Origin of the sequence: Aquamicrobium terrae (genome assembly GCF_040545735.1) — a bacterium.
Taxonomy (GTDB): Bacteria; Pseudomonadota; Alphaproteobacteria; order Rhizobiales; family Rhizobiaceae; genus Mesorhizobium; species Mesorhizobium terrae_A.
Map to the genome: position 1 here is coordinate 140,315 of NZ_JBEPML010000002.1, position 23,451 is coordinate 163,765.

23 protein-coding genes are annotated in these 23,451 nt (G+C 65.0%); 8 read left to right on the forward strand and 15 right to left on the reverse strand.

The window, feature by feature from the left end; genetic code table 11:
* Positions 1-40 precede the first annotated feature (40 nt).
* Positions 41-775 carry a rhomboid family intramembrane serine protease gene (locus tag ABID37_RS03230; protein WP_354192612.1) on the reverse strand — a complete coding sequence of 245 codons (735 nt, stop codon included), beginning with the start codon at positions 773-775 and terminating at the stop codon, positions 41-43.
* A gap of 414 nt (positions 776-1,189) precedes the next feature.
* Between ABID37_RS03230 and ABID37_RS03235 the strand changes: the two genes are divergently transcribed.
* The 3 genes from ABID37_RS03235 (at position 1,190) to ABID37_RS03245 (ending at position 3,471) form a co-directional block, all read left to right on the forward strand.
* Positions 1,190-1,831: a PAS domain-containing protein gene (locus ABID37_RS03235; protein ID WP_354192613.1), complete on the forward strand. Its 642-nt coding sequence runs from the start codon at positions 1,190-1,192 to the stop codon at positions 1,829-1,831.
* Positions 1,832-1,943: 112 nt separating this feature from the next.
* Positions 1,944-2,561 carry a PilZ domain-containing protein gene (locus ABID37_RS03240; protein WP_354192614.1) on the forward strand — a complete coding sequence of 206 codons (618 nt, stop codon included), beginning with the start codon at positions 1,944-1,946 and terminating at the stop codon, positions 2,559-2,561.
* 304 nt (positions 2,562-2,865) lie between these two features.
* Complete coding sequence (locus tag ABID37_RS03245) at positions 2,866-3,471, forward strand: transglutaminase-like cysteine peptidase (RefSeq protein ID WP_354192616.1); 606 nt, start codon at positions 2,866-2,868, stop codon at positions 3,469-3,471.
* Between the two features lie 118 nt (positions 3,472-3,589).
* Here the strand turns inward: ABID37_RS03245 and ABID37_RS03250 are convergent, their stop codons facing one another.
* Positions 3,590-4,123, reverse strand: coding sequence for a gamma carbonic anhydrase family protein (locus tag ABID37_RS03250; protein ID WP_354192617.1), 534 nt, complete (start codon positions 4,121-4,123; stop codon positions 3,590-3,592).
* A 125-nt stretch (positions 4,124-4,248) separates the two neighbouring features.
* Here ABID37_RS03250 and ABID37_RS03255 point away from each other — a divergent pair, with 125 nt between their 5' ends.
* Positions 4,249-4,986: a hypothetical protein gene (locus ABID37_RS03255; protein ID WP_435521535.1), complete on the forward strand. Its 738-nt coding sequence runs from the start codon at positions 4,249-4,251 to the stop codon at positions 4,984-4,986.
* A gap of 20 nt (positions 4,987-5,006) precedes the next feature.
* Here ABID37_RS03255 and ABID37_RS03260 read toward each other — a convergent pair whose 3' ends face one another.
* Together ABID37_RS03260 and cysE are read right to left on the reverse strand one after the other, a co-directional pair.
* On the reverse strand, positions 5,007-5,210 hold the full coding sequence (locus ABID37_RS03260; protein ID WP_183829203.1) for a DUF3126 family protein: 204 nt from the start codon (positions 5,208-5,210) through the stop codon (positions 5,007-5,009).
* Positions 5,211-5,342: 132 nt separating this feature from the next.
* The gene (gene cysE / locus ABID37_RS03265) at positions 5,343-6,188 is read right to left on the reverse strand and encodes a serine O-acetyltransferase (protein WP_354192620.1); all 846 of its coding nucleotides are present in this window, start codon (positions 6,186-6,188) and stop codon (positions 5,343-5,345) included.
* A gap of 782 nt (positions 6,189-6,970) precedes the next feature.
* Here cysE and ABID37_RS03270 point away from each other — a divergent pair.
* On the forward strand, positions 6,971-10,750 hold the full coding sequence (locus ABID37_RS03270) for a vitamin B12-dependent ribonucleotide reductase (protein ID WP_354192621.1): 3,780 nt from the start codon (positions 6,971-6,973) through the stop codon (positions 10,748-10,750).
* Between the two features lie 76 nt (positions 10,751-10,826).
* On the opposite strand, the gene ABID37_RS03275 is transcribed toward ABID37_RS03270, so the two are convergent.
* From ABID37_RS03275 to ABID37_RS03290, 4 genes are all read right to left on the reverse strand, one after another.
* Positions 10,827-11,852, reverse strand: coding sequence for a glycoside hydrolase family 25 protein (locus ABID37_RS03275; protein WP_354192623.1), 1,026 nt, complete (start codon positions 11,850-11,852; stop codon positions 10,827-10,829).
* Positions 11,853-12,019: 167 nt separating this feature from the next.
* Positions 12,020-12,214: a hypothetical protein gene (locus ABID37_RS03280; RefSeq protein ID WP_354192624.1), complete on the reverse strand. Its 195-nt coding sequence runs from the start codon at positions 12,212-12,214 to the stop codon at positions 12,020-12,022.
* Between the two features lie 160 nt (positions 12,215-12,374).
* The gene (locus ABID37_RS03285; RefSeq protein WP_354192625.1) at positions 12,375-12,623 is read right to left on the reverse strand and encodes a ParB N-terminal domain-containing protein; all 249 of its coding nucleotides are present in this window, start codon (positions 12,621-12,623) and stop codon (positions 12,375-12,377) included.
* Positions 12,624-12,719: 96 nt separating this feature from the next.
* On the reverse strand, positions 12,720-13,187 hold the full coding sequence (locus tag ABID37_RS03290) for a hypothetical protein (RefSeq protein WP_354192626.1): 468 nt from the start codon (positions 13,185-13,187) through the stop codon (positions 12,720-12,722).
* 467 nt (positions 13,188-13,654) lie between these two features.
* Between ABID37_RS03290 and ABID37_RS03295 the strand changes: the two genes are divergently transcribed.
* On the forward strand, positions 13,655-14,716 hold the full coding sequence (locus tag ABID37_RS03295) for a DUF1176 domain-containing protein (RefSeq protein ID WP_354192627.1): 1,062 nt from the start codon (positions 13,655-13,657) through the stop codon (positions 14,714-14,716).
* Positions 14,717-14,725: 9 nt separating this feature from the next.
* On the opposite strand, the gene ABID37_RS03300 is transcribed toward ABID37_RS03295, so the two are convergent.
* From ABID37_RS03300 to ABID37_RS03330, 7 genes are all read right to left on the reverse strand, one after another.
* Positions 14,726-15,601, reverse strand: coding sequence for an alpha/beta hydrolase family protein (locus ABID37_RS03300; protein ID WP_354193040.1), 876 nt, complete (start codon positions 15,599-15,601; stop codon positions 14,726-14,728).
* Between the two features lie 64 nt (positions 15,602-15,665).
* Positions 15,666-17,279: an NTP transferase domain-containing protein gene (locus tag ABID37_RS03305; RefSeq protein WP_354192628.1), complete on the reverse strand. Its 1,614-nt coding sequence runs from the start codon at positions 17,277-17,279 to the stop codon at positions 15,666-15,668.
* Positions 17,276-17,980 (reverse strand): XdhC family protein, encoded by a 705-nt coding sequence (locus ABID37_RS03310; protein WP_354192630.1) that lies wholly within the window; start codon positions 17,978-17,980, stop codon positions 17,276-17,278. Before ABID37_RS03310 ends, ABID37_RS03305 begins: the two co-directional genes overlap by 4 nt.
* 24 nt (positions 17,981-18,004) lie before the next feature.
* A complete protein-coding gene (locus tag ABID37_RS03315) occupies positions 18,005-18,343 on the reverse strand; it encodes an XdhC family protein (protein WP_354192631.1) in 339 nt (112 codons plus the stop codon).
* A 20-nt stretch (positions 18,344-18,363) separates the two neighbouring features.
* Positions 18,364-19,584 carry a vWA domain-containing protein gene (locus ABID37_RS03320; protein ID WP_354192632.1) on the reverse strand — a complete coding sequence of 407 codons (1,221 nt, stop codon included), beginning with the start codon at positions 19,582-19,584 and terminating at the stop codon, positions 18,364-18,366.
* Position 19,585: 1 nt separating this feature from the next.
* On the reverse strand, positions 19,586-20,515 hold the full coding sequence (locus tag ABID37_RS03325) for an AAA family ATPase (protein WP_354192634.1): 930 nt from the start codon (positions 20,513-20,515) through the stop codon (positions 19,586-19,588).
* A gap of 23 nt (positions 20,516-20,538) precedes the next feature.
* Entirely contained in the window at positions 20,539-21,036 is a 498-nt protein-coding gene (locus ABID37_RS03330; protein ID WP_354192635.1) for a flavin reductase, read from the reverse strand.
* 343 nt (positions 21,037-21,379) lie between these two features.
* Between ABID37_RS03330 and ABID37_RS03335 the strand changes: the two genes are divergently transcribed.
* Complete coding sequence (locus ABID37_RS03335; RefSeq protein ID WP_354192636.1) at positions 21,380-22,450, forward strand: branched-chain amino acid ABC transporter substrate-binding protein; 1,071 nt, start codon at positions 21,380-21,382, stop codon at positions 22,448-22,450.
* The gene (locus tag ABID37_RS03340) at positions 22,450-23,451 is read left to right on the forward strand and encodes a P1 family peptidase (RefSeq protein WP_354193042.1); all 1,002 of its coding nucleotides are present in this window, start codon (positions 22,450-22,452) and stop codon (positions 23,449-23,451) included. The genes ABID37_RS03335 and ABID37_RS03340 overlap by 1 nt, the downstream gene beginning before the upstream one ends.

A 23,451-nucleotide genomic window follows, 5' to 3' on the forward strand; every position in this document is an offset into this window, starting at 1 on the left:
CTCTAGCTGTCGGCTTTTCAAGCGCCGCGGCGCCGCAGATTCAGGGGCGGCGCGCCATGCCGGCCTCGAACAGACGCAGGCCGAAGAAGCCGGCGAGGAAGCCTCCGATATGGGCCTCCCAGGCGATCTGGGCTTCCTCGCCCGGCACGATGCCGACAAGGCCGGTGACAAGGTTGATCACCATCCACACGGCCAGGAAGGTGATGACCGCGCGCGAGCGCACGATCTCGCGCATGGGCAGGGGATCGCCGGCAAAGGCGCCCTTCCCGTCCGAGCGGTCGATGCGGAAGGCGAAACGCGCCGCCGCCCCCATCATGCCGGAGATGGAACCGGACGCACCGACCAGCGGCGCCTGCCCGAGCGGATGGATAAGGTAGAAGAACAATGCCGCCGCCAGGCCGGTGACCGCAAAGAAAACCGCGAAGCGCAGAGCGCCGAGGCGATTGGCAAGCGGCGAGCCGAACGCGGCCATCCACACCATGTTCACGGCAAGATGCGCGAAGCTGCCGTGCAGCAAGGCGTAGGTGAAGGGGCTGGTGAAGGCGTAGACATCCAGCACATATTCGCCGGAGTAGCGGATCGGCACGAAAGCGGTGCGGATGATGAGTTCGAAATCCTGATCCGGCGACAGCATGTAGGTCCGCACCAGATGGATGCCGATGCACAATGCCAGAAGAAGCAGCACGATGCCCGGCAGGTTGAACACCGGCTCGCGGCGCGGCACCGCTCGTCCAAGCGTGTCGTAGCGGTCGGCCGCGCGGTCAGGTTCGCTCATCGGGGATCATCCTGTTCGAAGGCTGCCATGTAGGCGAGGTCCGGCCGTTTTCCAAACGGTGAATCGCCATTGTGCGCCGAATCAGGGCGCGGAAAAGGGCGAATCGAATCAAAAAAAAGAGGCCGTTCAGGATCTTCCCCGAACGGCCGGTCGAGCCTCCCCGGCTCCTGACACTTTTGACTGAAAGACCGGCACCCTGGGCAGGCAGACCGCTTTCTGGAATGATTTCAACGTCTCACAGGAACGCGGCCGCCGCAATCTAAACCCTTTGTTAACCTTAACGGCCTCGATCCGTGCACAAGCCGCCGCAAGGCTGGCACGGTTCCTGCTCCGCACCGCATGTAGGTCGACGGAAATGTCCTCCTGTTCATCGTTGGGACAATCAGACTTCAGATTGCACGGAGCGGAGCGAACATGAAACTGGCGGGATCCATCGCACTGTTCCATTATTGGAATCGGCTGCGCGACGGACGCTCTGCGCCGAAACGCACGGAAATCGAGCCGGCCGATATCAAGAAGCTGCTGGCCGACACGTTCATCCTCGAAAAAGACACGCGGGGCGAGGCCGTCTTCCGGCTGGCCGGCACGCGGCTGTGCGCCGCCTACGGGCGCGAGCTGAAAGGGTTCAGCTTCCCTTCCCTCTGGCGCCCGAAGGACCAGCAACTCATCTCCCGCCTGCTCGACAGCGTGTTCCACAAGCATTCGGTGGCGCTCATCGCCTATGAGGCGATCAGCAGGACAGGCCGCTCCGTTCCCTTCGAATTGCTGGCCCTGCCCCTCGAGGGCGGCCCGGAAAGCCTGCGCTGCCTCGGCGTCGCCGCCCCCGCCCACAGGCCGTTCTGGCTGGGCGCCGACCCGATCGGCGATGCGGTGATCGACGCGCTGCGCACCGTCGACCCCAACGCAAAGAAGGCCGCGCCACCCGAACGGCCGGCCATCGGCGCCCCCGAACTTGCCCCGATCGAACTCGATGCCGCCAGCACGCTGGCCGGCTACGGCAGGGCCCGCAGGATCCGTCACCTTCTGGTGCTGGATGGCGGCCGCGACGAGGAATAGGCCGCCACCTTCCCCTACGTCCCCATTTGCGGCTTGTTAACCTTCCCCGGTTAACACTTGTGGCAAGAATCCGCCCGATACAGGCGGGACGGCCAACGGGGTGTAGGCGGTTATGAATTCAGCGGCGAAGATCCAGGCGCCGTCCCACGTCGAAAGACGTGCGTTCCAGCGTGTCCGGGTCAAGGTCTACGGACGCTTCATGCTGGAGGACCGCTCGGAACATCCCTGCCAGGTCATCGAAATGTCTCCCGGCAACATGGCCCTGCGCGCCGATCGCGTCGGGCAGCCCGGCGAACGGATCATCGCCTATATCGACCATATCGGCCGCATCGAGGGCGTGGTGACGCGCACCTTCCAGAACGGCTTCGCCATGACGGTGATGGCCTCCGAACGCAAACGCGAGAAACTGGCGGCGCAGTTGACCTGGCTTGCCAACAAGCACGAACTCGACCTGCCGGAAGATCGCCGCCACGAGCGCGTGACGCCGCGCAATCCCGTCACCGTCCTGCATCTGGTGGATGGGCGCCAGTATCCGTGCCGCATCATCGACCTGTCGCTTTCGGGCGCGGCCGTCGAGATCGCGGTGAAGCCCGCCGTCGGCGTGCAGATCACGCTCGGAACCATGCGCGGCCAGGTGGTGCGCCATTTCGAGGACGGCGTGGCCATCGAGTTCGCTGTCCTCCAGCGCGCCGATTCACTGGACGCCGAATTCAACCGGCCTCGCAACTAGCACGTTACGCCAGCCAAAACCTTGGTCCCGCCCTGCCGCATTCCTGCGGCAACGGGTGATACCATCTGGCTGCGCTATCCCGGTTTCCACCATCGATGATATCCGGCAGCAAAATCGCCGCTTGGCGAGCCATTGCCCGGCAATGCCGACGGCTGGAAAAAGATAAAATTTGAATCAAATTTGTATTTTATTTTATTCTTGTTTTATATTAAAACGATCTAGGTTTTACTCAATATCTTCTTCGCGATTTTGCGTCAAATAAATCCGGACCTGTCATTGTCTCCTCAAACGGGGAGACTTCATAATGACCACCAATTGGGGCGCACCGCTTTTCGCGGCTCTGACACTGCTGATCGCATCGCTGGGAAGCGCCAATGCCGGAGGCAGCTATATGCAGACCGGTGCCCGCACCACGCAACCGGTCGGCCACTACGAATTCTGCCAGGGCCAGCCGCAGGAATGCCGCCAGAAGACGAACCGGAAGTCGCCTGTCGAACTGACCCGCAAGCTGTGGGCCACCCTGATTGCCGTCAACAACGACGTCAACGCCAGCGTTCTGCCGCGCACCGACATGGAAATCTGGGGCCGTGAGGAAGTGTGGTCCTATCCGGTCAATGGCGAGGGCGATTGCGAGGACTATGTGCTGGAAAAGCGCCGCCGCCTGATGCAAGCCGGCGTGCCGGCCGGCAACCTGCTGATCACCGTGGTGCGCCAGCCCAACGGCGAAGGCCACGCGGTGCTGACCGTGCACACCAGCATGGGCGATTTCATCCTCGACAATCTGGAAGGCAAGGTCCTGCCGTGGTCGGACACCGACTATACCTACCTGAAGCGCCAGTCGGTGCAGAACTCGGGCGTGTGGATGTCGATCAATGACGGGCGCGCCGACGCCGTGGCCAGCGTGCGCTGAAGCAGGCATCCGGGCTCACAGGAAAACCCGGTCGAGTCCCCCCACTCCCCGTCCCAAGACCGGGTTTCAGGAGCCGGCCCCTCCCCGGGCCGGCTCCCACTTTTCAACGGAAGGCCGGTCAATCCGCCAGAAGCTTGAGGCCGGCCTTGAAGCGCCTGGCGTTCTCCACATAGTGGGCTGCCGACTGCCGCAGTTTCTCCACCGCCGCCTCGTCCAGCGTGCGCACGACCTTGGCGGGGGAGCCGACGATCAGAGAATTGTCGGGAAATTCCTTGCCTTCGGTCACGAGGGCACCGGCGCCTACCAGCGAGTTCCTGCCGATCCTCGCGCCGTTGAGCACCACCGCGCCCATGCCGATCAGGCTGTTGTCGCCGACGGTGCAGCCATGCAAAAGCGCGCGATGACCGATGGTGCACCCCTTGCCGATAGTGACCGGAAAACCGGGATCGGTGTGCATGACCGTGTGTTCCTGCACGTTGGAATCCTCACCGATGGTGATCGGTTCGTTGTCGCCCCGGATAACCGTGGCGAACCAGATACCGACATTGCGGCCGAGCGAGACATTGCCGATCAGGGTTGCGTCGGGCGCCAGCCAGTTGGTGTCCCTGTCGTCGAAATGCGGCTCCACTCCGTCGATTGCATAGGTCGGCATCTTGTCTCCTGAAACTGTCCTTGCGGCGCGAGCGCCTTTTACGCTCCCTTTACCATAAATCTCCACAGTCGCATGCGGCAGGCAGAAAAATGCCTCGGCCATAACGGGACCTGTCACGAAGCATGATGAAAGAGGCTGCGGCTCCACGACAATTCAGGATGGCCGATCCGCGGCTGATGACCAGGGTCTTCAAGGGCCTCGTCGTGCTGGCGCTGCTTTCGCTCGCCGTCACCGTCGCCGGAAGATGGTTCGGCGAACGCATCGCCATGGGCGGCCACACGGACGACACCGCCATCCAGGCCGTGGTCATCGGCGACAACCTGCTGGCGGTTCCGGCCAACATGATCCGGTTCGAGCAGGCAAGGCGCAGCGGCGATGCCGACCGGCTCGATCTCTATGTCCGCTATCCGCAGATGGAAGGCTACACGAACGCCAGCCGCGATGCGTTCAACCACGCCACCGGCAGTTCACCCATCCTGTTCCTCGGTTTTTCCGAACAGATGATGTCACGCGACATGAGCGGCCGCTTCGGGCCGATCTACAGTTCGCTGATCGCAAGGCCCGGCCAGCCCGGCCCCGGCGGCATCACATTCCACGAGTTTTCCGAGAAGTCGGGCTATCTGGGCGAGAAGCTCGCCGTCGGAGAGCGGCCCGGCCGCGACCCGTTCGTGGCGCGCTGCCTGACCGGCGCGGCAGCCGAAAAATCGCTCGCCCCTTGCGAGCGCGACATCCTGGTGGGCCAGCGCCTCAGCCTCACCTATCGCTTTCCGCAGCGCCTTCTCGGCGACTGGCAGGCGCTCGATGCGGCGGTCGAGGCGCTCGCCGCATCCATGCTCGGAGACACCCCCGCGCAGGCACGGTGAGGTTCCCTTCTTTCGGCAGATCAGCCGAGATCGATGTCGAGGATCGCCATCGAGAAATTGTAGTCGCCGTCGTCCTCGTCCTTGAACACGATGCCGAGGAATTCGTCGCCGACATAGACTTCAGCCGAGTCGTCCTTGCGCGGACGGGCCTTCACTTCAAGGCGCGGATTCTGGAAGACGCGCTTGAAATAGGCGTCGAGCTTTCGGATTTCGTCGGGTTTCAAGGATTCTCTCCGCTGACGGATTGCATGTGAGACGCGCTTCTTGCACGCGCTCATGGCGCTGTAAAGGCAAGGTTTCCGGCAGGGACGGCGCATGCCGCCCCCGCAGGAAACCTTCGACGGCCAGCGCCGGCCTCAGATATCGAAGCTGATCACGTGGTCCATCGCCTGCGAAGGCAGAAGCTGGTCCATCTCATGCGACGGCTGGTCGTCGCAGCTCGTTTCGCCGACGATGCGGGCCGGCACGCCGGCCACCGTCTTGTTGTGCGGCACAGGCGACAGCACCACCGAGCCGGCCGCCACCTTGGAGCAATGGCCGACCTCGATATTGCCGAGGATCTTGGCCCCTGCCCCGATCAGGACGCCGCGCCGTATCTTGGGGTGGCGGTCGCCGCCGGCCTTGCCGGTGCCGCCCAGCGTCACATTGTGCAGGATCGAGACGTCGTCCTCGATCACCGCCGTCTGGCCGACCACGAGGCCGGTTGCGTGGTCGAGGAAGACGCCCCTGCCGATGCGTGCGGCCGGGTTGATATCGGTCTGGAACACCGAGGACGACCGGCTCTGGAGATAGAGCGCGAAATCCTTGCGGCCGCGGTTCCACAGCCAGTGCGCCAGCCGGTGCGTCTGGATGGCGTGGAAGCCCTTGAAATAAAGCACGGGTTCGAGGAAGCGCTCGCAGGCCGGATCGCGGTCGTAATAGGCCTGGATGTCGACACGCACCACCGTCGACCAGTTGGCGTCATCCTCGCGCATGGCATCGAAGGTCTGGCGGATCAGGTCGGCGCCGACATCCTGGTGGGCAAGCCGCTCGGCCAGCCGGTGGATGACGGCATCCTCGAGGCTCGCCTGGTTGAGGATGGTGGAATAGAGGAATGCCGCCAGCAACGGGTCGCGGTTGACCGCCGCCATCGCCTCGTCGCGGATGGAACGCCAGATCGGATCGACGGGCTGCAGCACATTCTGGCGCAATAGGGTGTTCATCGGTTTCTCTCCGCCGCCCTGGCCTGCCGGCACCGGGCGAGTGACTGATATGGCCGGCGCATGAAGCGCCGCCGCAAACCACGACAGGCCGGAACGCCGCCCAGCCTCGTTGGAAAAAGATATAAAGCAGTTCCGGCGGGCGGTGAACTCAATTTTCCTGACAGGAGATTCAATTGGATTGCCTTGCCCCAAAGCCGGCCCGGCGGCGAAAAACCGTGCCGCCGGGCGCCTTCGCCACTGGCAAGGGGTGACATCGCTTCTCCCCGATATCCACATTTGCGACATACAAGATGTTGGGGTCATAAAACTTGCAGAAACGAACTCTTGACGACCCCCTACGAGTCGCCTTTTATTGGCCATGCGCTCCTGTTGTGGGCGCGGCCGGAAAGTTTCGAGCCCGGTCTTTTTCCCGGATAAAGCGCGTTTCGCCTGCATGTCGCCGTTCAGAACGGAAGATTGCGGATCGCATTTTTGTGCCTTGGAAACAGACAAAAGGGTCGAAATTTTTGTCGTTTAATACTATATTTAGTGTTTGCGATCACTCTTTCGGCTAGATAGTGTGATGCACTCCTCAGGCGAGGAATTGCAGCGGTTTTGGTTCCGGCAGGCGGTCGGGCTTCGGCGATCCCGCCATTGCTGGTGAAGTCGGTTTCCGGTTGCGTCGGGAAAGCGGACACAGGCCGCGTCTTCTGCCGCCATGCCGGGACAGGACGCTGCTTTTCGGGAAGCAAGTTGGGCGGACGACCCGAAAAGCGCTATATGTAGACAAAGGGACAAGCGAGATGCGCATCGAAAGGCACTTCACCAAGGCGGGCCAGTCTCCCTATGCGGAGATCGAGTTCCGCAAGGCGCTGTCGGAGATCAAGAACCCTGACGGGTCGATCGTGTTCCGGCTCGACAATATCGATGTGCCGGCGCAGTTCTCCCAGGTCGCGGCCGACATTCTCGCCCAGAAATATTTCCGCAAGGCCGGTGTGCCCGCGCGCCTGAAGAAGATCGAGGAAAACGACGTTCCTTCCTTCCTTTGGCGGTCCGTGCCCGACGAGGCGGCCCTTGCCGAACTGCCCGAGAACGAGCGCTACGGCTCCGAAACCGATGCGCGCCAGGTGTTCGACCGTCTCGCCGGCACCTGGACCTACTGGGGCTGGAAGGGCAAGTATTTCGACACGGAAGAAGACGCCCACGCCTTCAAGGACGAATTGTCCTACATGCTCGCCACCCAGCGCGTGGCGCCGAACTCGCCGCAATGGTTCAACACCGGCCTGCACTGGGCTTATGGCATCGACGGCCCCGGCCAGGGCCACTTCTATGTCGATCCCTTCACCGGCAAGATGACCCGCTCGAAGTCGGCCTACGAGCATCCGCAGCCGCATGCCTGCTTCATCCAGTCCGTGGGCGACGACCTCGTCAACGAGGGCGGCATCATGGACCTGTGGGTGCGCGAGGCGCGCCTGTTCAAATACGGCTCGGGCACCGGCTCCAACTTCTCGCATCTGCGCGGCGAAGGCGAAAAGCTTTCCGGCGGCGGCAAGTCGTCGGGCCTGATGAGCTTCCTCAAGATCGGCGACCGCGCCGCCGGCGCCATCAAGTCGGGCGGCACCACCCGCCGCGCGGCCAAGATGGTGATCGTCGATGCCGATCACCCCGACATCGAGGCATTCATCGACTGGAAGGTGAAGGAGGAGCAGAAGGTCGCCGCCCTCGTCACCGGCTCCAAGATCGTGCGCAAGCATCTCGACGCGATCATGAAGGCCTGCGTCAACTGCGAGGGCCAGGACGACGACTGCTTCGATCCCTCGATCAACACCGCGCTCAAGCGCGAGATCAAGGCGGCGAAGAAGAACGCCGTGCCGGAGAACTACATCCAGCGCGTCATCCAGTTCGCGCGGCAGGGCTATACCTCCATCGAGTTCAAGACCTACGACACCGACTGGGATTCGGAGGCCTACCTCACCGTTTCCGGCCAGAACTCGAACAACTCGGTCTCGCTGAAGGACGATTTTCTGCGCGCGGTCGAGAAGGACGGCGAGTGGAACCTGATCCGCCGCATCGATGGCAAGGTGGCGAAGACCCTCAAGGCCCGCGACCTGTGGGAGAAGATCGGCTACGCCGCCTGGGCCTCGGCGGATCCCGGCCTGCACTTCAACACCACCATGAACGACTGGCACACCTGCCCGGCCGCCGGTCCGATCCGGGCCTCCAACCCGTGCTCGGAATACATGTTCCTGGACGATACGGCCTGCAACCTCGCCTCGGTCAACCTGCTGCCCTACCGCAACGCCGACGGCACCATCGACATCGCCGCCTATGAGCACACGGTGCGGCTGTGGACCATGGTGCTGGAAGTCTCCGTCATGATGGCCCAGTTCCCATCGCGCGAGATCGCGGAGCTGTCCTACAAGTACCGCACGCTCGGCCTCGGCTACGCCAATATCGGCGGCCTGCTGATGACCGCCGGCATTCCCTACGATTCCGACGAGGGCCGCGCGCTGTGCGGCGTGCTGACCGCGCTGATGACCGGCGTCTCCTACGCCACCTCGGCCGAGATGGCGGGCGAGCTGGGCGCCTTCGCGGATTATCCGCGCAACGCCGACAACATGCTGCGGGTGATGCGCAACCATCGCCGCGCCGCCTATGGGGAGAAGGACGGCTATGAGAAGCTGGCCGTCAACCCGGTTCCGCTCGAGGCCGAACATGTGTGGCAGAAGGAACTGGTCGAGCACGCCCGTGCCGCCTGGGACCGCGCCATCGAGCTTGGCGAGGAACATGGTTACCGCAACGCGCAGGCGACCGTGATCGCGCCGACCGGCACCATCGGCCTGGTGATGGATTGCGACACCACCGGCATCGAGCCCGACTTCGCGCTGGTGAAGTTCAAGAAGCTGGCCGGCGGCGGCTATTTCAAGATCATCAACCGCGCCGTGCCGGAAGCGTTGCGCACGCTGGGCTACTCCGAAAGCCAGATCGCCGAGATCGAGGCTTACGCAGTCGGTCACGGCAACTTGAACCAGGCACCGGGCATCAACCCGTCCACGCTCAAGGCGAAGGGCTTCACCGACGAGAAGATCGAGGCGCTGAACGGCGCGCTGAAGTCGGCCTTCGACATCAAGTTCGTCTTCAACCAGTGGACGCTGGGTGCCGACTGGCTGAAGGAAACCTTCGGCTTCACCGACGAGCAGATCAACGACTTCTCCTTCGAGATGCTGCCGGCCCTCGGCTTCTCGCGCAAGGAGATCGAAGCCGCCAACATCCATGTCTGCGGTGCGATGACGCTGGAAGGGGCACCCTTCCTCAAGGACGAGCACCTGCCGGTGTTCGACTGCGCCAATCCGTGCGGCAAGATCGGCAAGCGCTACCTGTCCGTCGAAAGCCACATCCGCATGATGGCGGCGGCGCAGCCCTTCATCTCGGGCGCCATTTCCAAGACCATCAACATGCCCAACGAGGCGACGGTTGAGGACGCCAAGAACGCCTACATGCTGTCGTGGAAGCTGGCGCTGAAGGCCAACGCGCTCTACCGCGACGGCTCCAAGCTGTCGCAGCCGCTCAACGCCTCGCTGATCTCCGACGAGGAGGATGACGAGGACGACGCGGTCGAGGCGCTGGTCGCCGCCCCCGCCGCCGCAAGGGCGGTCGAGGTGACGGAAAAGATCATCGAGCGCGTCATCGAAAAGGTGGTGCGCGACCGCGAGAAGCTGCCGAACCGCCGCAAGGGCTACACCCAGAAGGCGGTCGTCGGCGGGCACAAGGTCTACCTGCGCACCGGCGAGTTCGACGACGGTCGCCTTGGCGAGATCTTCATCGACATGCACAAGGAAGGCGCCGCCTTCCGCGCCATGATGAACAATTTCGCCATCGCCATCTCGCTCGGCCTGCAATATGGCGTGCCGCTGGAGGAATATGTCGAGGCCTTCACCTTCGTGAAGTTCGAGCCGGCCGGCATGGTGCAGGGCAACGACGCCATCAAGAGCGCCACGTCGATCATCGACTATGTGTTCCGCGAACTGGCGATCTCCTATCTCGGCCGCAACGACCTCGCCCATGTCGACACCGACTTCTCCAACACCTCGCTCGGCAAGGGCATCACCGAAGGCAAGGCCCTGCCCTTCTCCAAGGGCCTGACGCGCGGCGCCTCGCCGGTGAAGCTGGTCACCGCCACCGGCGAGCCCAAGGGCATGGCCGGCGGTTCTCCGGACAAGGCCGCGCCGCAGCGTTCCACGCCCACGGCCTATGCCTCCAACGTGCATCCGATCTCGGCCGGCGCCACGGCGCTGAAGACCGAGCCGGCAACCGAGGGCGCAATCGCCTTCAAGCGCGACTATGAGGAGCGGGCCAAGGAAGTGCCGGAAGAAGTTGCGGAAACCGCTGCCGAAGCGCTGTTCACCGACGCCGCGGCCAAGGAAGCGGCCGAGGCCAAGAAGCTTGCCGCCGCCCGGCGCCAGCAGTCCCTGATGCAGGGCTACACCGGCAACGAGTGCTCGGAGTGCCACAACTTCACCATGGTGCGGAACGGCACCTGCGAGAAGTGCGACACCTGCGGCGCGACCAGCGGCTGCAGCTGAGAAAACCTCAGATCAAAAAATGGCCCGGTCAAGTGACCGGGCCATTTGCATTTCCATAGGGCTGCAGCAGGATTTCCTAATCCGCCTCGGCGACCAGTTGCCTTCCGCCCACCCAGTTGCGCCATTGGGCTTCGGTGCCGTTGAAGACGTTGAGGTCGATATTGCCTTTCACGCCGTGCGACAGGCCCGAGCCCGAATATTGCCAGAACACCCATTTGCGGCCCGGATAGACCTTGGACGGATGCTGGGCCACGGCACGCAGCCAGAATGGATAGCCTTCAAAGGCACCCTTGAGGTTGTCGGCATAGAAATCGGGTGCGGTGTAGATGATCGGGCGCTGGCCGTAATGGCGCTCCAGCCGGTCCATGAAGACCTGCATCTTCTCGCGCACCTGTGCCGGCGACGGGCGTTTGCGGCAGCGCGATTCGCCGTTCCACTCCACGTCGATCACCGGCGGCAGCGCGCCGGCTACCCTCGGCACGTTGCGGATGAACCAGTCGGCCTGCTGGCTGGCCGGGCGGCACCAGTAGAAGAAATGATAGGCGCCGCGCCGGATGCCGGCCGCCGCCGCGCCGTTCCAGTTCTTCATGAACATCGGGTCGAGATGGTCGCCGCCGTCGGTGGCCTTGATGAAGGCGAAGTTGGCGCCCTGGCTGCGCAGTTTCATCCAGTCGATTTCGCCCTGCCAGCGCGAGACGTCCACGCCATGCACCGCATAATGCTTCGGCGCGACCTTGCCGAAATTGATCGGCTTGGCATCGCGGAAGCGCTGCGGATGGATGACCGCGTCGATCGCCTTGGCGGACCGCGTCGCCGGGCGCGGGGTCGGCACCAGCGCGACCGTTTCCAGCGATGGCATGCGGAAACCGGAATCGGTCTCGGTTTCGGTCAGCGCGGCGAGTTCCTCGGGCAGGTCCTGCTGTGCCGCTTCGGCGGCGACCGGCGCGCCGGCCCCCACCTTGGCCGGGGGCGTCACCGGCCGGGCAATCGAGCTGGTCATTTCCTGCGAGGGGCGCGGCACGATATCCTCGATGCCGACGCGGGAACAGCCGGACGCCGCGAAACCAAGGACGAAAAGAGCCATGAAAGCTGAAGAACGCATCCGGGACCTGTACGCAAAACACATCGGCCGGCCCGGCAATCTGACGCCACTCCGGAACCCGGGGGCAATTATGAAGGATGAATTACCAAGAAAGTTTGAATCGAATTTTTAACACTTGCCGCGAATCACCCCACCCGGCTGGGCCGGGCGGGGCGGAACCTACGGCATCAGGCGCAAATGCCCTTCTCACGGCACTCACGCGCCACCATATAGGCAGGAGGCAGCGAAGGATCGTCGATACGGGCACGGGCACGTTCGAGCATCCAGCGCAGACCTTTGGGATTCACCTGGTCGCGTTGCATGACGAGCTGGACCATCGGGTCTTCCAGCAATTCGTCTAGTCTGCTCTTTTCCTGGCTCATAGCGTGCCTCTTTCGTCGGCCCCCGCCGATGCACCCTAAGATAGGTACCCAATCTTGACGCGCCAATGGCACTGAGGCGACTAACCTATGGCAAATGCGTGATATTTCGCATCACCTATCCGATGTGGTATTATGGTACCAATACCGGCGAGCGGGCCGATCAGTGCTTCCTTGCCTGCACCAGATAGGCGTCGATCGCCTGCTCGCCCAGCCATTTCGCGGCCTCCAGCCGGTGCAGCCCCTCGACCAGCACATAGCGCTTGCCGTCATGGCGCACCTGGATCGGCGTTTTCATGCCGTTGTCGACAATATCCTCTGCCAGATGACGCACCGTCTCGGGATGAAGCGTCTTGCGGCGGGCCGCCGGCACGTAGATGTCGTCGACAGGGACTCTCTGCACTTTCAGCATATCGGCCAGCCTTGTTCCCGAGCTGCGATACGCGGCCCTCCGCCACCTTAATGCGTTTTTCCGGCACAGTCCCCGGCAATCGCCCCGGCTTGCGTGTCAGCGCTTCTTTCTGGCGCGGCTGGCCTCGTCGATCAGCATGTTGGCGATCTGCATGCGGATCATGGCGCGCTTGCGCAGATGCGGCGGCATCCGGTCGGGGTGGTTCGACAGGGCGAAACGGCGGCGCACTTCGCGCGGATCGACGCCCGGCTGCCCGAGGCCAAGCTCGGCCGCGATCGCCTCGGCATCGATAGACGGCAATTCCTCCGGAGCGGGCTCCGGCGCAGCGTTGCCTTGGTTGAGGGCAACCCGTGCCTGGTCGAGCAAGGCGGAGAATTCCGCGCCGAGATCGGCGCCGCTGTCGCGATATTGCGCGGCCAGGGCCTCTTCCGAGACCTTGATGCGCCCCGAATGCAGCTCGTCCACCACGGAAAGATAGTCGAAGGGAATCGCCGGGCTTGCAGCGGCCGGCGTCTCCTCGCCGGAGGGAGCGAAGAGATCGTCCAGCAGGGACGCGAAATCCATTTTTGCGCCGCTGGCTATGTCAGCCTCCCCGCATCGAACCGGAAGCAAATGCTAGCGGCCGTTCGTTAAGATTGGATAGCCCAAACCCGGCGCACTTTAATTTCCCGAAGGCATGGCAGCCATGCGAATGTTGCACCGCACAATCGTCATGAAAGGTGTATAAATGGAAGTCGGGAGGACATTGCAGGAGCCCCGTCATGGGTTTTGTCACCGAACTGTTCGCCCGCCCCCGTCCGTAGGAAGAAGTGCACTATAGAGCCGCTCTGGCGCTGCTCAATGCCATGAGCAAGGCCGACCGTGCCGATATCGGCATCAAGCCGGCCGATTTCCCCCGCATCGCCCGCGAGATGTCGCTGCGCTAGAGTCTTTGGGCAGCGGTGGCGAATCGCCAGCCGATTGCATAGGCTCCTCCTCCACAGCGCCGCATTCATGCGCTACCCGGCCGGCATGGCAGGAGAGACAGCCCGATGAAAGATGTACGCGCACCCATCCTCGCAACGATCCTCGCCGGTTGCCTGATCGCGCCGGCGCTTTCCCAGAACGCTCCGGCCGGCACGGACGCGGCCTATATCGACGACCGTTCCGACCCGGCGGCGCTGATCCGTTCGCTCTACAGCGCCATCAACCGCCACGAATTTGCGCGGGCCTGGGACTATTTCGGCGACACCAAGCCGGCTGCGGATTTCGAAAGCTTCGCCAAGGGCTATGAGGGCACGACCTCGGTCGATGTCGAAACCGGCGGCGTGTCCGAAGAAGGGGCCGCCGGCAGCATCTACTACACCATCCCGGTGGCGATCCGCGCAAAGCAGCAGGACGGCGGCGAGCAAGTGTTTGCCGGCTGCTACACGCTGCGCCAGCTCAGCGCCCAGACGCAGGAACCACCGTTCAAGCCGCTGCATATCGAAAAAGGCGAGCTGGAGCCGAGCACATCGGCCTTCGAGCAGGCGCTGCCGGCAAGCTGCGGCGACGGGCCGATGCCGCCCCAGCGCGACACGGTTCTCGAAGCGGCCAGGGCGGTATTTGCCGCGAGCCATGGCGAGCGCTGCGATGCCGCCGCTGCAGCCGAGGCCGACGACGCGGCGGAACCTGCCGACTACACGATCCGCTACCGCACCAAGGCGGACGACGCCGAGAAGGAGGCGCGGCTGTTCCGTTTCCTGTGCATGCGCGGCGCCTACAACACGACCTTCGCCTTCTTCATGACCGATGACGGGGGCGGCGTGCGGCCACTCCAGTTCGCCACGCCCGAACTCGACATCCACTACGTGAACAACGACCCGGAGGCCGGGGTCGAAGCCGTCAACGTCATCGGCTTCAACAGTGTCGATGAGCTGGTCGACGCCGACTATGACGAAGCCAACCACACGATCGTTTCCCACGCCAAATGGCGCGGGGTGGGCGATGCGTCCTCGACGGGTACATGGCTGTTCAGGAACGGGCTGTTCTCACTGGTCCAGTACGACGTCGACGCCTCCTATGACGGCGAGGTCAATCCGGAAACGGTTCTGGACTACAACATCGCGCCGTGAGACGTGGCCTCAGGGGGCTGCCGAGAGCATCCAGTTGAGCGTCTCGCGCCAGTCGGTCATGCGGATGGGCGTGCCGTGCGTGCCGGTCTCGAAGCGCACGAAGCGCGCCGGATAGCCCTTCGACTTCGCCAATATGGCGCGGAAGAAGGCTTCCTGCTTCTCGACAGGGAACACCGGGTCCTTGCTGCCCTGCCCGAAAAAGACGGGAACGCGGCGCTTGAAGGCCGGGCTTGCCAGGAACCCCTCGTCCCACAGGGAGCCGAGCAGCAAGAGGCCATCGATCTCGGCACTGGTGTCCTTGCGCGCGGCCAGCTTCCAGCACAGCGCGCCGCCCATCGAACCGCAGGCGACGAAGATCCTCGCTCCGGGCGACCGCTGGACATAATGGTTTATCAGCGCCGCGATTTCGGATGCGCCCCTGTCGCCGAAATCGGAGAAGTCCGGCGACAAATAGAGCCCGCCATTGGATGCCATCAGGTTCTTGAGGCGGTTGAAGTTGCCGCCGAAGGTGAAATCGTCCATGCCCTGCCGGCGGCTGCCGCCCTGCCCGTGCAGATAGAGCACGATGATGCCGGCGCCTTCGGTGCGCCCGACGGCGAAATGCCGGACGGCACCGGCATCGGTGTTCAGCACCAGGTCCTTCTGCACCTTGCGCACGCCGGTGGACACATAGGCGCCGCGAACCCGGCGCTCGGGAATCTGGTCACGCTCGTTGATGTCGCGCATCTCGCGATAGTCCACGACGCGGTAAGCGCCGCCGGGCTCGCCGGACAGCAGGCCGGGATAGGCGAACAGGTCGTCCTTGTAGGGCTTCAGCGTGAGGGATTGCGCGCCGGCGGGCGCGGCCAGCAGCAGGATCGACAGGAACAGGGCGAGATGGCGCATCGCCTGGGCTTTCGCCGGAGCACGGGCGCTTGTCAACGTCATCTCGCCAGCCGGGTGCGCATTGTCACGTCCGCGGCACGCCGCCGGCATTGGCCAGCGCCTCGGGCGTATCGACATCGACGGCGGCACCGGGACCGATGTCGACATCGATGACGTCGACATCGCCCGCTTCGACCAGATGGCGCGCACCGGTGTCGCCGTGAAGGTCGGCGACCGCCGCGAACAGCGAGCGCGGCAGGATGACCGGATTGCCCCGCTTGCCGTCATAGGCGGCGCGCACGATGGAAGCCCCGCCGCTGGCACGGAACACGCCGATCAGGCGGTCGATATCGTCGCTGGTGACGCCGGGCATGTCGCCCAGCACGACAAGGACGCCGTCGGCCGATACGGGCACGGCGGCGATCCCCGCCTTGAGCGAGGTGGACAGGCCCTCCGCGAAGTCGGGGTTGTGAACCAGCACCAGGTCGAGGCCTTGCAGGGCCTCCTCCACCAATTCGCGCTGGTAGCCGGTGACGAGAACGGTGCCGGCCGTCCTGGCGGCCAGCACGCGCGCGGCGGTGCGACGCACCAGCGGCTCGCCGTCGAAAAGGGCAAGCAGCTTGTTGGAGCCGCCCATGCGGCTGGAGCGGCCGGCGGCCAGCAGCACCGCCTGCACCTGCGGATGCGGCGGCGCCGGCATGGGCTCGCGCGGCTGCGGCCTGGACGGGATTTCCATCAAAAGACCTCCCACACCCATCGCGGCGATGTCGCCGGACGTGACCCCGATGCCGGCGAAGATGCGGTCCAGCACCCAGTCGAAACCGTTGGGGCGCGGGCTGCGGGCACAACCCGGCGCGCCGAGCACCGGCTTGCCCTCGCGCTCGCCCAGCACGAACAGATTGCCGGGGTCGACCGGCATGCCGGAGCGCAGCACCTTGCCGCCGGATGCGCGGATCGCGGCGGGAATCACGTCGTCCTCGGGATCGCTCATGGCCGAGGCGCCGAAGACCAGCACCATGTCGCTGCGGCCGGCAAGATCGTCGATGGCATCGGCCACGGCGCCCGTCTCATGCGGAGTGCGCAGCTCGCCCGAAATGCTGCTGCCGGAGCGCAGCAAGCGGTCCTCGGTGACGCGCGTGGTCTTGTCCAGGACGCTGCCCTTCACCCCCGGAAGCACGGTCTGCACGATGCCCACCCGGTGGGGCCGGAAGGCATGCACGGCAAAGGCCGTCCGACCTGCGGCCAGCCGCACGATGGCCTCCACCGCCTCCGAACGCATGGCGAAGGGGATGATCTTGACGGTCGCGACCATCTGGTCGGCGGCGACGTGAACATGGGACGCCAGCGTGGCCACGGTGGCGTCGGGATCGACAGCGTTGACCGCATCGATCAGCGCCTTGTCCACCGTGAACAGGCCTTCGCGCCCGGCAAAGATGTTGACGCGGCCGGTGGCGGCGGGCTTGGCGACCGCCCCGTCGAACCCGAGCGCCGCGGCGATGCGGGTCGCGGCCTCGTTCTCCTCGACATCGTCGGCCTCCAGCATCGCCACGATGACCTCGGCGATGCCCGCGGCACGGAATGTCTCGACATCCTCGGCGGTCAGCACATGCGCCTTGCGCAGACGCTTGCCGCCCACCGCGATCGAATGCGCCAGCATGGTGCCTTCGGCTTGCCCGACGGGAACCGGACCGAACTTCATGCCGCATGCTCCTTCGTCTCGATGCCGCGCGTGCGGAACGTGCGTATGATTTCGGCCAGCACCGCAACGGCAATTTCCGGCGGGCTCGCCGCCGCGATGTCGAGGCCGATGGGCGAGTGGATGCGCGCGACCTGCCCGCTGCTCAAGCCGGCGGCCAGAAGCCGCTCGACCCGCTTTGCATGGGTCTTTCGGCTGCCCAGCGCCCCGACATAGAAGCAGCCGGCCGCAAGTGCTGCCTCTAGCGGCATGTCGTCGATCTTGGGATCATGGGTGAGCGCGGCAAGCGCCGTGTAGCCGTCCAGCGGCGTCTCGGCCAGAACGTCCTGGGGCCAGCGCGCCTGCAGGTGCACATCGGGGAAGCGCTCGGGGGTCGCAAAGGCCGTGCGCGGATCGATGATCTCGACCGGATAGCCGGCGATACGGGCCATCGGCGCCAGCGCCTGGCTGATATGCACCGCGCCGATGATGACAAGACGCGGCTGCGGCACATGGGCATTGAGGAACAGCGTGCGGCCTTCGACCTCGACGCTGCGAGACTTGCCGGTGCGGAACGCCTCCGCCACCGCCTCGCCCAGCGCGCCCTCCACCGCGTCTCCCTGCCGCAGCAGACGGCTTGCGCCGTCGCCCAGATCGGTGACGACGATGGCGGCCCGGCGCGCACGGCGCTCTTCATTCAGCGCTTCAAGGATATCGAGTTTCACCGGCTGCCTCCCCCGGGACCAATTCTAGCCGAGCTTCTCGACATATACACGAATGCGCCCGCCGCAGGACAGGCCGACCTGCCAGGCGGTTTCGTCGGCAACGCCGAATTCGAGCATTCTGGCCGTGCCGGAGCCGATCACGTCGAGCGCTTCGGCCACCACCGCGCCTTCCACACAACCGCCCGACACCGAGCCCTGGAAATTGCCCTCCGCATCGATGACCAGATGGCTGCCGGCCGGACGGGGGGCCGACCCCCAGGTCTCGACCACGGTGGCGAGCGCCACGTCGCGCCCCTGCCGCACCCAATTTTCCGCGATGGTGAGCGGATCGCGGGCTTCGTCAATGGCTACGGTCGCTTCCATTTTCTCCTCCTTGCCGGCCCTCACGCCGCCTCGCCGTCCACGCGCCATCGGCGCGGGTCGGCCGATGCCGGGGACCGTTCATCCAGCGAAGCGCACAAATCGGCCAGCGCATCCAGATTATGCACCGCACGGAATTCGTCCACATGCGGCAGCATCGCCCGTACGCCGCGCGCCTTCGCCTCGAAGCCCTCGAACCGCAGCAGGGGATTCAGCCAGATCAGCCGGCGGCAGGATTTGCGCAGCCGCTCCATCTCGGCCGACAGGCGATCGACCGCGTCGCGTTCCAGCCCATCGGTGATGAGCAGGACGATGGCCCCCTGCCCCAGCACGCGCCGCGACCACAGCCGGTTGAATTCGGTCAGCGCCTCGCCGATGCGGGTGCCGCCCGACCAGTCCTTGACCGCCGCCGAGCACAGCGCCAGCGCCGCATCGGGATCGCGATGGCGCAGTTGCCGGGTCAAATTGGTGAGCCGCGTGCCGAAGGCGAAGGCATGCACGCGCCGCCGCTTTTCGGAGAGCGCATGCAGGAAATGGAGGAAGATGCGGCTGTATTGGCTCATCGAGCCGGAAATATCGGCCAGCACCACCAGCGGCGGCTGAGTTTCGCGCGGCGCGCGGAATTTCGGCAGCATCAGCCGCCCGCCGGTCCGTGCGGCCGAACGCATCATGGCGCGCGGATCGACGCGGCCGCGCGAGGAAGGCCGGAAGCGGCGGGTGCGCATGCGGTCCGCAGGCAGGCGCATTTCGGCGATGGCGCGGCGCGCGGCCGCCAGTTCCGTGGCGCTCATCTGGGCGAAATCCTTGGCCCGCAGCACCTCGTCGCCGGAGCCGGTGAAGCGCGCATCGACCTCGATCTCCGGCGTCTCGCGTGCCGGCTGGCGCCTGGCATGCCCCTCGAACAGCGCATCGGCGACACGGCCTTGCGCGGCGCGCGGCCTTTCCCGCTCGCGCGTGTCCGGCGCGACCGGCGAGAACATGGCCAGCATCTTCTCGATCAGTTCGCGCGACTTCCAGAACAGCCGGAACGCCTCGTCGAATGTCTCGTGATCCTCGCGGCGCGAGACGAGAACGGCATGCAGCGTCCAGTAGAAGTCGTCGCGCGAGCCGATGCCGGCCGCCAGAACCGCCTCGATGGCATCCTTGACCGAGGCCGGCCCCACCCGCAACCCGGCCTTGCGCAGGGTACGGGCGAAATAGACGATGTTGTCGGCGATCCGGCCGTCGATGGCAGACGTGCTCATGTCACTCCGCCGCCGCCAGTTCGGCCTTCACCTCATCGAGGATACGCCGGCCCTCGCCGCTGCCGATGCGGGCGATGTCGTCCTGATACTTCAGCAAAACGCCGATGGTGTCGGACACGGTTTCGGGGTCGAGCGCCACTTTGTCCAGTTCGGTCAGCGCGCCGGCCCAGTCGATGGTCTCGGCCACGCCCGGCGCCTTGAAAAGATCGATCTGGCGCAGCTTCTGCACGAAAACCACCACTTCGGCCGACAGCCGGCTGTTGGCCTGCGGCACCTTGCGGCGCACGATCTCCAGTTCGCGTTCGGCGCTCGGATAATCCACCCAGTGGTAGAGACAGCGGCGCTTCAGGGCGTCGTGAATCTCGCGCGTGCGATTGGTGGTGATGATGACCAGCGGCGGCTCCTCGGCACGGATGGTGCCCAACTCGGGCACCGTGACCTGGAAATCCGACAGGATTTCGAGCAGGAAAGCCTCGAAGGCCTCGTCGGCGCGGTCGAGTTCGTCGATCAGGAAGACCGGCGCCGCGCCCTTGGTGCCGGTCAGCGCCTCCAGAACCGGGCGGCGGATGAGGTATTTCTCGGAAAAGACATTGCGCTCCATGTCGGAGCGGTCGACCTTGCCGGCCGCCTCCTCCATGCGGATCTCGATCATCTGGGCGGCGTAGTTCCACTCATAGACGGCGGACGCCACGTCGAGCCCCTCATAGCACTGCAGGCGGATGAGGCGGCGTCCCAGCGTCCCGGCCAGCACCTTGGCGATCTCGGTCTTGCCGACGCCCGCCTCTCCTTCCAGGAACAGCGGCCGCTTCATGCGCAGGCTGAGGAACAGCACCGTGGCCAGTGCACGGTCGGCCACATAATCGGCGCCATTGAGCAGTTCGAGCGTTTCGTCGATGGTTTGCGGCGCGGGGCGCGGGGTCGATCGTGTCATTTCGCCTCCCTGCCGTCTGCCGGTCAAAGCACCGTGTAATTGCGGTCGTAATACATCAGCGGTTCGAGGTTATCGCCGATACGCAGGCCTGTCACGCGGCCGAACAGCACCCGGTGCGTGGCGATATCCTTGGTGTCGATGAGTTCGCAATCGAACACCGCCATCGCGTCGGTAAGGGTCGGCGCACCGGTGGCGATGGTGTCCCATTCGCCGGCCTTGAACCGCTCCGCCATGGTCGGCAAACCGGTCTGGCCCGAAATGGCGGCGGCGAGCGGCTGGTGACGGGCGCCCAGCGTGTTGAGCGCGAAATTGCCGTTGACCAGGAAGACGTCGTTCTTGGGGTTCTCGCGGTTGAGGCAGACCAGTACGACAGGCGGCGTATCCGACACCGAACAGGAGGCGGTGACGGTGGCGCCACGCAACCCGCCGGGTCCGTTGGTGGTCACGATCTGGACGTGGCCGGCAAATTTGGCCATCGCATCGCGATAAGCCTGTGGTCCGATATCGTTTTTCTTGAGCACCGGCGGCAATCCAGTTGAATTCCATCGTTATATAAGGCGGTCGCCAAAAGGCCACAAGCAAAGCCGGCCCGCAAGGACAGAGGCCTGGCCAAGGAGGCCTGCATGTTGCGCAAGGCGCTCCCAGCCTCTACAGCAGGGGCGAACTGGTGGTTCGCTTCCAACATTTGCATCCCATCTGTATTGGGCGCGAGGCAAATGTTGGAAACAAAAGAATCACTGGCAAGTTTATGATTCTAGTGGAATTTTTGAATTTGACATTCGATCTGGAGGCCGACATCAAGCGGATATCGAATGTCAAATTCATTCCACTAGCACAAAAGCTGAAGGACGCGTTCAGGCACCGATGCGCACCGCCCAGGCCATAGCAACTGCCCTCACCGGCCTCTTGCTCGCCTTCGGGGCCCGCGCGGAGCCGTTGGCGATCGGCGTTGCCACACCGCTTTCCGGCCCCTCCGAATTGCTGGGCCGGCAGGTCGAAACCGGCGCCAAGCTTGCCGCAATCGCCGCCGGCACCGAACTCAGGATCGCTGACGATGCCTGCACCGCCGAGGGGGGCGCGGCGGCCGCTGCCGGCTTCGTGGAAGCCGGCGTCAAGGCTGCCATCGGCTTTCTGTGCACCGAATCGATCGAGGCGGCAGCGCCGATTCTTAAAGACGCCGGCATCCCTATCCTGACGGTGGGCGTGCGCACCGAAAATCTGACCGAGCAGCGCGCCCGGACCGGATGGCCGGTGTTCCGGTTCGGGCCGCGGGGCGACGACGAGCGCAATGCCGCCGCCGCCATACTGACCCGCCTGTGGAAGGACGAGCTTTTCGCCATCGTCGACGACGGCACCATATATGGGCGCGAACTCGCCGAGACGCTGCGGGCACAGGCCGAGCAGGCTGCGCTGAAACCGGTGTTCGTCGATACTTTCCGTCCCGGGCTCGACAACCAGATCGCACTGGTCGGCCGGCTGCGCCGGGCCGGCGCGACGCATGTGTTCGTCGGCGGCGATGCCGAGGATGTCGCCGTCATGGGCCGCGACGCGGACGAGATGGGGGCCGACATCGTGTTTGCCGGCGGCGAGGCGCTGCTCGCGGCCACGGATGTGCCGCTTGCCACAGGAACGCTGATGATCTCCCTGCCGGAATGGGCGGAAGCGGCCGACCGGCCGGTGCTGGACGCATTCCAGGCGGCCGGCGCGCTGGCGGAAGGTTATGCCCTGCCCGCCTATGCCGCGGTTCAGGTCGTAGAGACGGCGGCGGCCGAGGCCGACCGGACCGGCAAGACGCTTGGCGAGGTGTTGCCGGCACAGGAATTCTCCACCGCCATCGGCCCGATCCGTTTCGACGAAAAGGGTGACCTGACGCAAAACCCCTATCGCGCATGGCGCTTCCACGGCCAGCGCTTCGTGCCCATGGAGGGGCAATGATGTTCCGCACAGGCCCCCGCAACCTCATCACCGATGTTGCCGGCCTGCGGGTCGGCAACGCCGCCGACGCGCGCATCAGGTCCGGCGTCACCGCCGTGCTGTGCGAGGAACCGACGGTCGCGGCCGTACAGGTGCTGGGCGGTGCGCCCGGCACCCGGGAGACCGATCTTCTGGAGCCGCACAACACTGTCGAGGCCGTCAATGCCGTGGTGCTTTCCGGCGGTTCCGCCTTCGGGCTCGACGCCGCAGCCGGCACGCAGGCGTGGCTGCGCGAACAGGGCATCGGCTTTGCCGTCCAGGATCAGGTGGTGCCGATCGTGCCAGCAGCGATCCTGTTCGACCTCGCCAATGGCGGCGACAAGGACTGGGGCCGCTATCCGCCCTATCGCGAACTGGGCTACGAGGCGGCGAGTGCGGCCGCGACGGATTTCGCCATCGGCAGCGCGGGGGCAGGCACCGGCGCGCTGACCGCCGGCCTGAAGGGCGGCCTCGGCTCGGCCTCGACGGTGCTGAATAGCGGCATCACGCTCGGGGCGCTGGTGGCCGTCAATCCGCTGGGCTCGGTCACCGTGGGGCGCAGCCGGCATTTCTGGGCCGCGCCCTTCGAGATCGGCGACGAGTTCGGCGGCCTCGGCCTGCCGCATCCCCTGCCCCCGGAAGCCCGCGAGGTGATCCTGAAATTCAACGAAAAGCCGCAGGGGGCAAGCACCACCATCGCCGTCATCGCCACCGACGCGGTGCTGACCAAGGCCTCGGCCAAACGGCTGGCCATCGCCGCCCATGATGGCTTCACCCGCGCCATCTGGCCGAGCCACACCCCCTTCGACGGCGACCTCGTATTCGCGCTGGCCACCGGGCGCAGCGGCATCACGATTTCGCCCGAGCAGGCGATCGAACTGGGCGCGACCGCCGGCGCGGCCATGGCGCGGGCCATCGCGCGCGGGGTACATGCCGCCACGCCGGTGGAAGGCGATCCGTTTCCGGCATGGTCGGCGCGCTGA

Coding starts and splice junctions, on each gene's coding strand:
- ABID37_RS03230 (WP_354192612.1), bottom strand. CDS start 775: ATGAGCGAACCTGACCGCGCGGCCGACCGCTACGACACGCTTGGACGA.
- ABID37_RS03235 (WP_354192613.1), top strand. CDS start 1,190: ATGAAACTGGCGGGATCCATCGCACTGTTCCATTATTGGAATCGGCTG.
- ABID37_RS03240 (WP_354192614.1), top strand. CDS start 1,944: ATGAATTCAGCGGCGAAGATCCAGGCGCCGTCCCACGTCGAAAGACGT.
- ABID37_RS03245 (WP_354192616.1), top strand. CDS start 2,866: ATGACCACCAATTGGGGCGCACCGCTTTTCGCGGCTCTGACACTGCTG.
- ABID37_RS03250 (WP_354192617.1), bottom strand. CDS start 4,123: ATGCCGACCTATGCAATCGACGGAGTGGAGCCGCATTTCGACGACAGG.
- ABID37_RS03255 (WP_435521535.1), top strand. CDS start 4,249: ATGAAAGAGGCTGCGGCTCCACGACAATTCAGGATGGCCGATCCGCGG.
- cysE (WP_354192620.1), bottom strand. CDS start 6,188: ATGAACACCCTATTGCGCCAGAATGTGCTGCAGCCCGTCGATCCGATC.
- ABID37_RS03270 (WP_354192621.1), top strand. CDS start 6,971: ATGCGCATCGAAAGGCACTTCACCAAGGCGGGCCAGTCTCCCTATGCG.
- ABID37_RS03275 (WP_354192623.1), bottom strand. CDS start 11,852: ATGCGTTCTTCAGCTTTCATGGCTCTTTTCGTCCTTGGTTTCGCGGCG.
- ABID37_RS03280 (WP_354192624.1), bottom strand. CDS start 12,214: ATGAGCCAGGAAAAGAGCAGACTAGACGAATTGCTGGAAGACCCGATG.
- ABID37_RS03285 (WP_354192625.1), bottom strand. CDS start 12,623: ATGCTGAAAGTGCAGAGAGTCCCTGTCGACGACATCTACGTGCCGGCG.
- ABID37_RS03290 (WP_354192626.1), bottom strand. CDS start 13,187: ATGGATTTCGCGTCCCTGCTGGACGATCTCTTCGCTCCCTCCGGCGAG.
- ABID37_RS03295 (WP_354192627.1), top strand. CDS start 13,655: ATGAAAGATGTACGCGCACCCATCCTCGCAACGATCCTCGCCGGTTGC.
- ABID37_RS03300 (WP_354193040.1), bottom strand. CDS start 15,601: ATGCGCCATCTCGCCCTGTTCCTGTCGATCCTGCTGCTGGCCGCGCCC.
- ABID37_RS03305 (WP_354192628.1), bottom strand. CDS start 17,279: ATGAAGTTCGGTCCGGTTCCCGTCGGGCAAGCCGAAGGCACCATGCTG.
- ABID37_RS03315 (WP_354192631.1), bottom strand. CDS start 18,343: ATGGAAGCGACCGTAGCCATTGACGAAGCCCGCGATCCGCTCACCATC.
- ABID37_RS03320 (WP_354192632.1), bottom strand. CDS start 19,584: ATGAGCACGTCTGCCATCGACGGCCGGATCGCCGACAACATCGTCTAT.
- ABID37_RS03325 (WP_354192634.1), bottom strand. CDS start 20,515: ATGACACGATCGACCCCGCGCCCCGCGCCGCAAACCATCGACGAAACG.
- ABID37_RS03335 (WP_354192636.1), top strand. CDS start 21,380: ATGCGCACCGCCCAGGCCATAGCAACTGCCCTCACCGGCCTCTTGCTC.
- ABID37_RS03340 (WP_354193042.1), top strand. CDS start 22,450: ATGTTCCGCACAGGCCCCCGCAACCTCATCACCGATGTTGCCGGCCTG.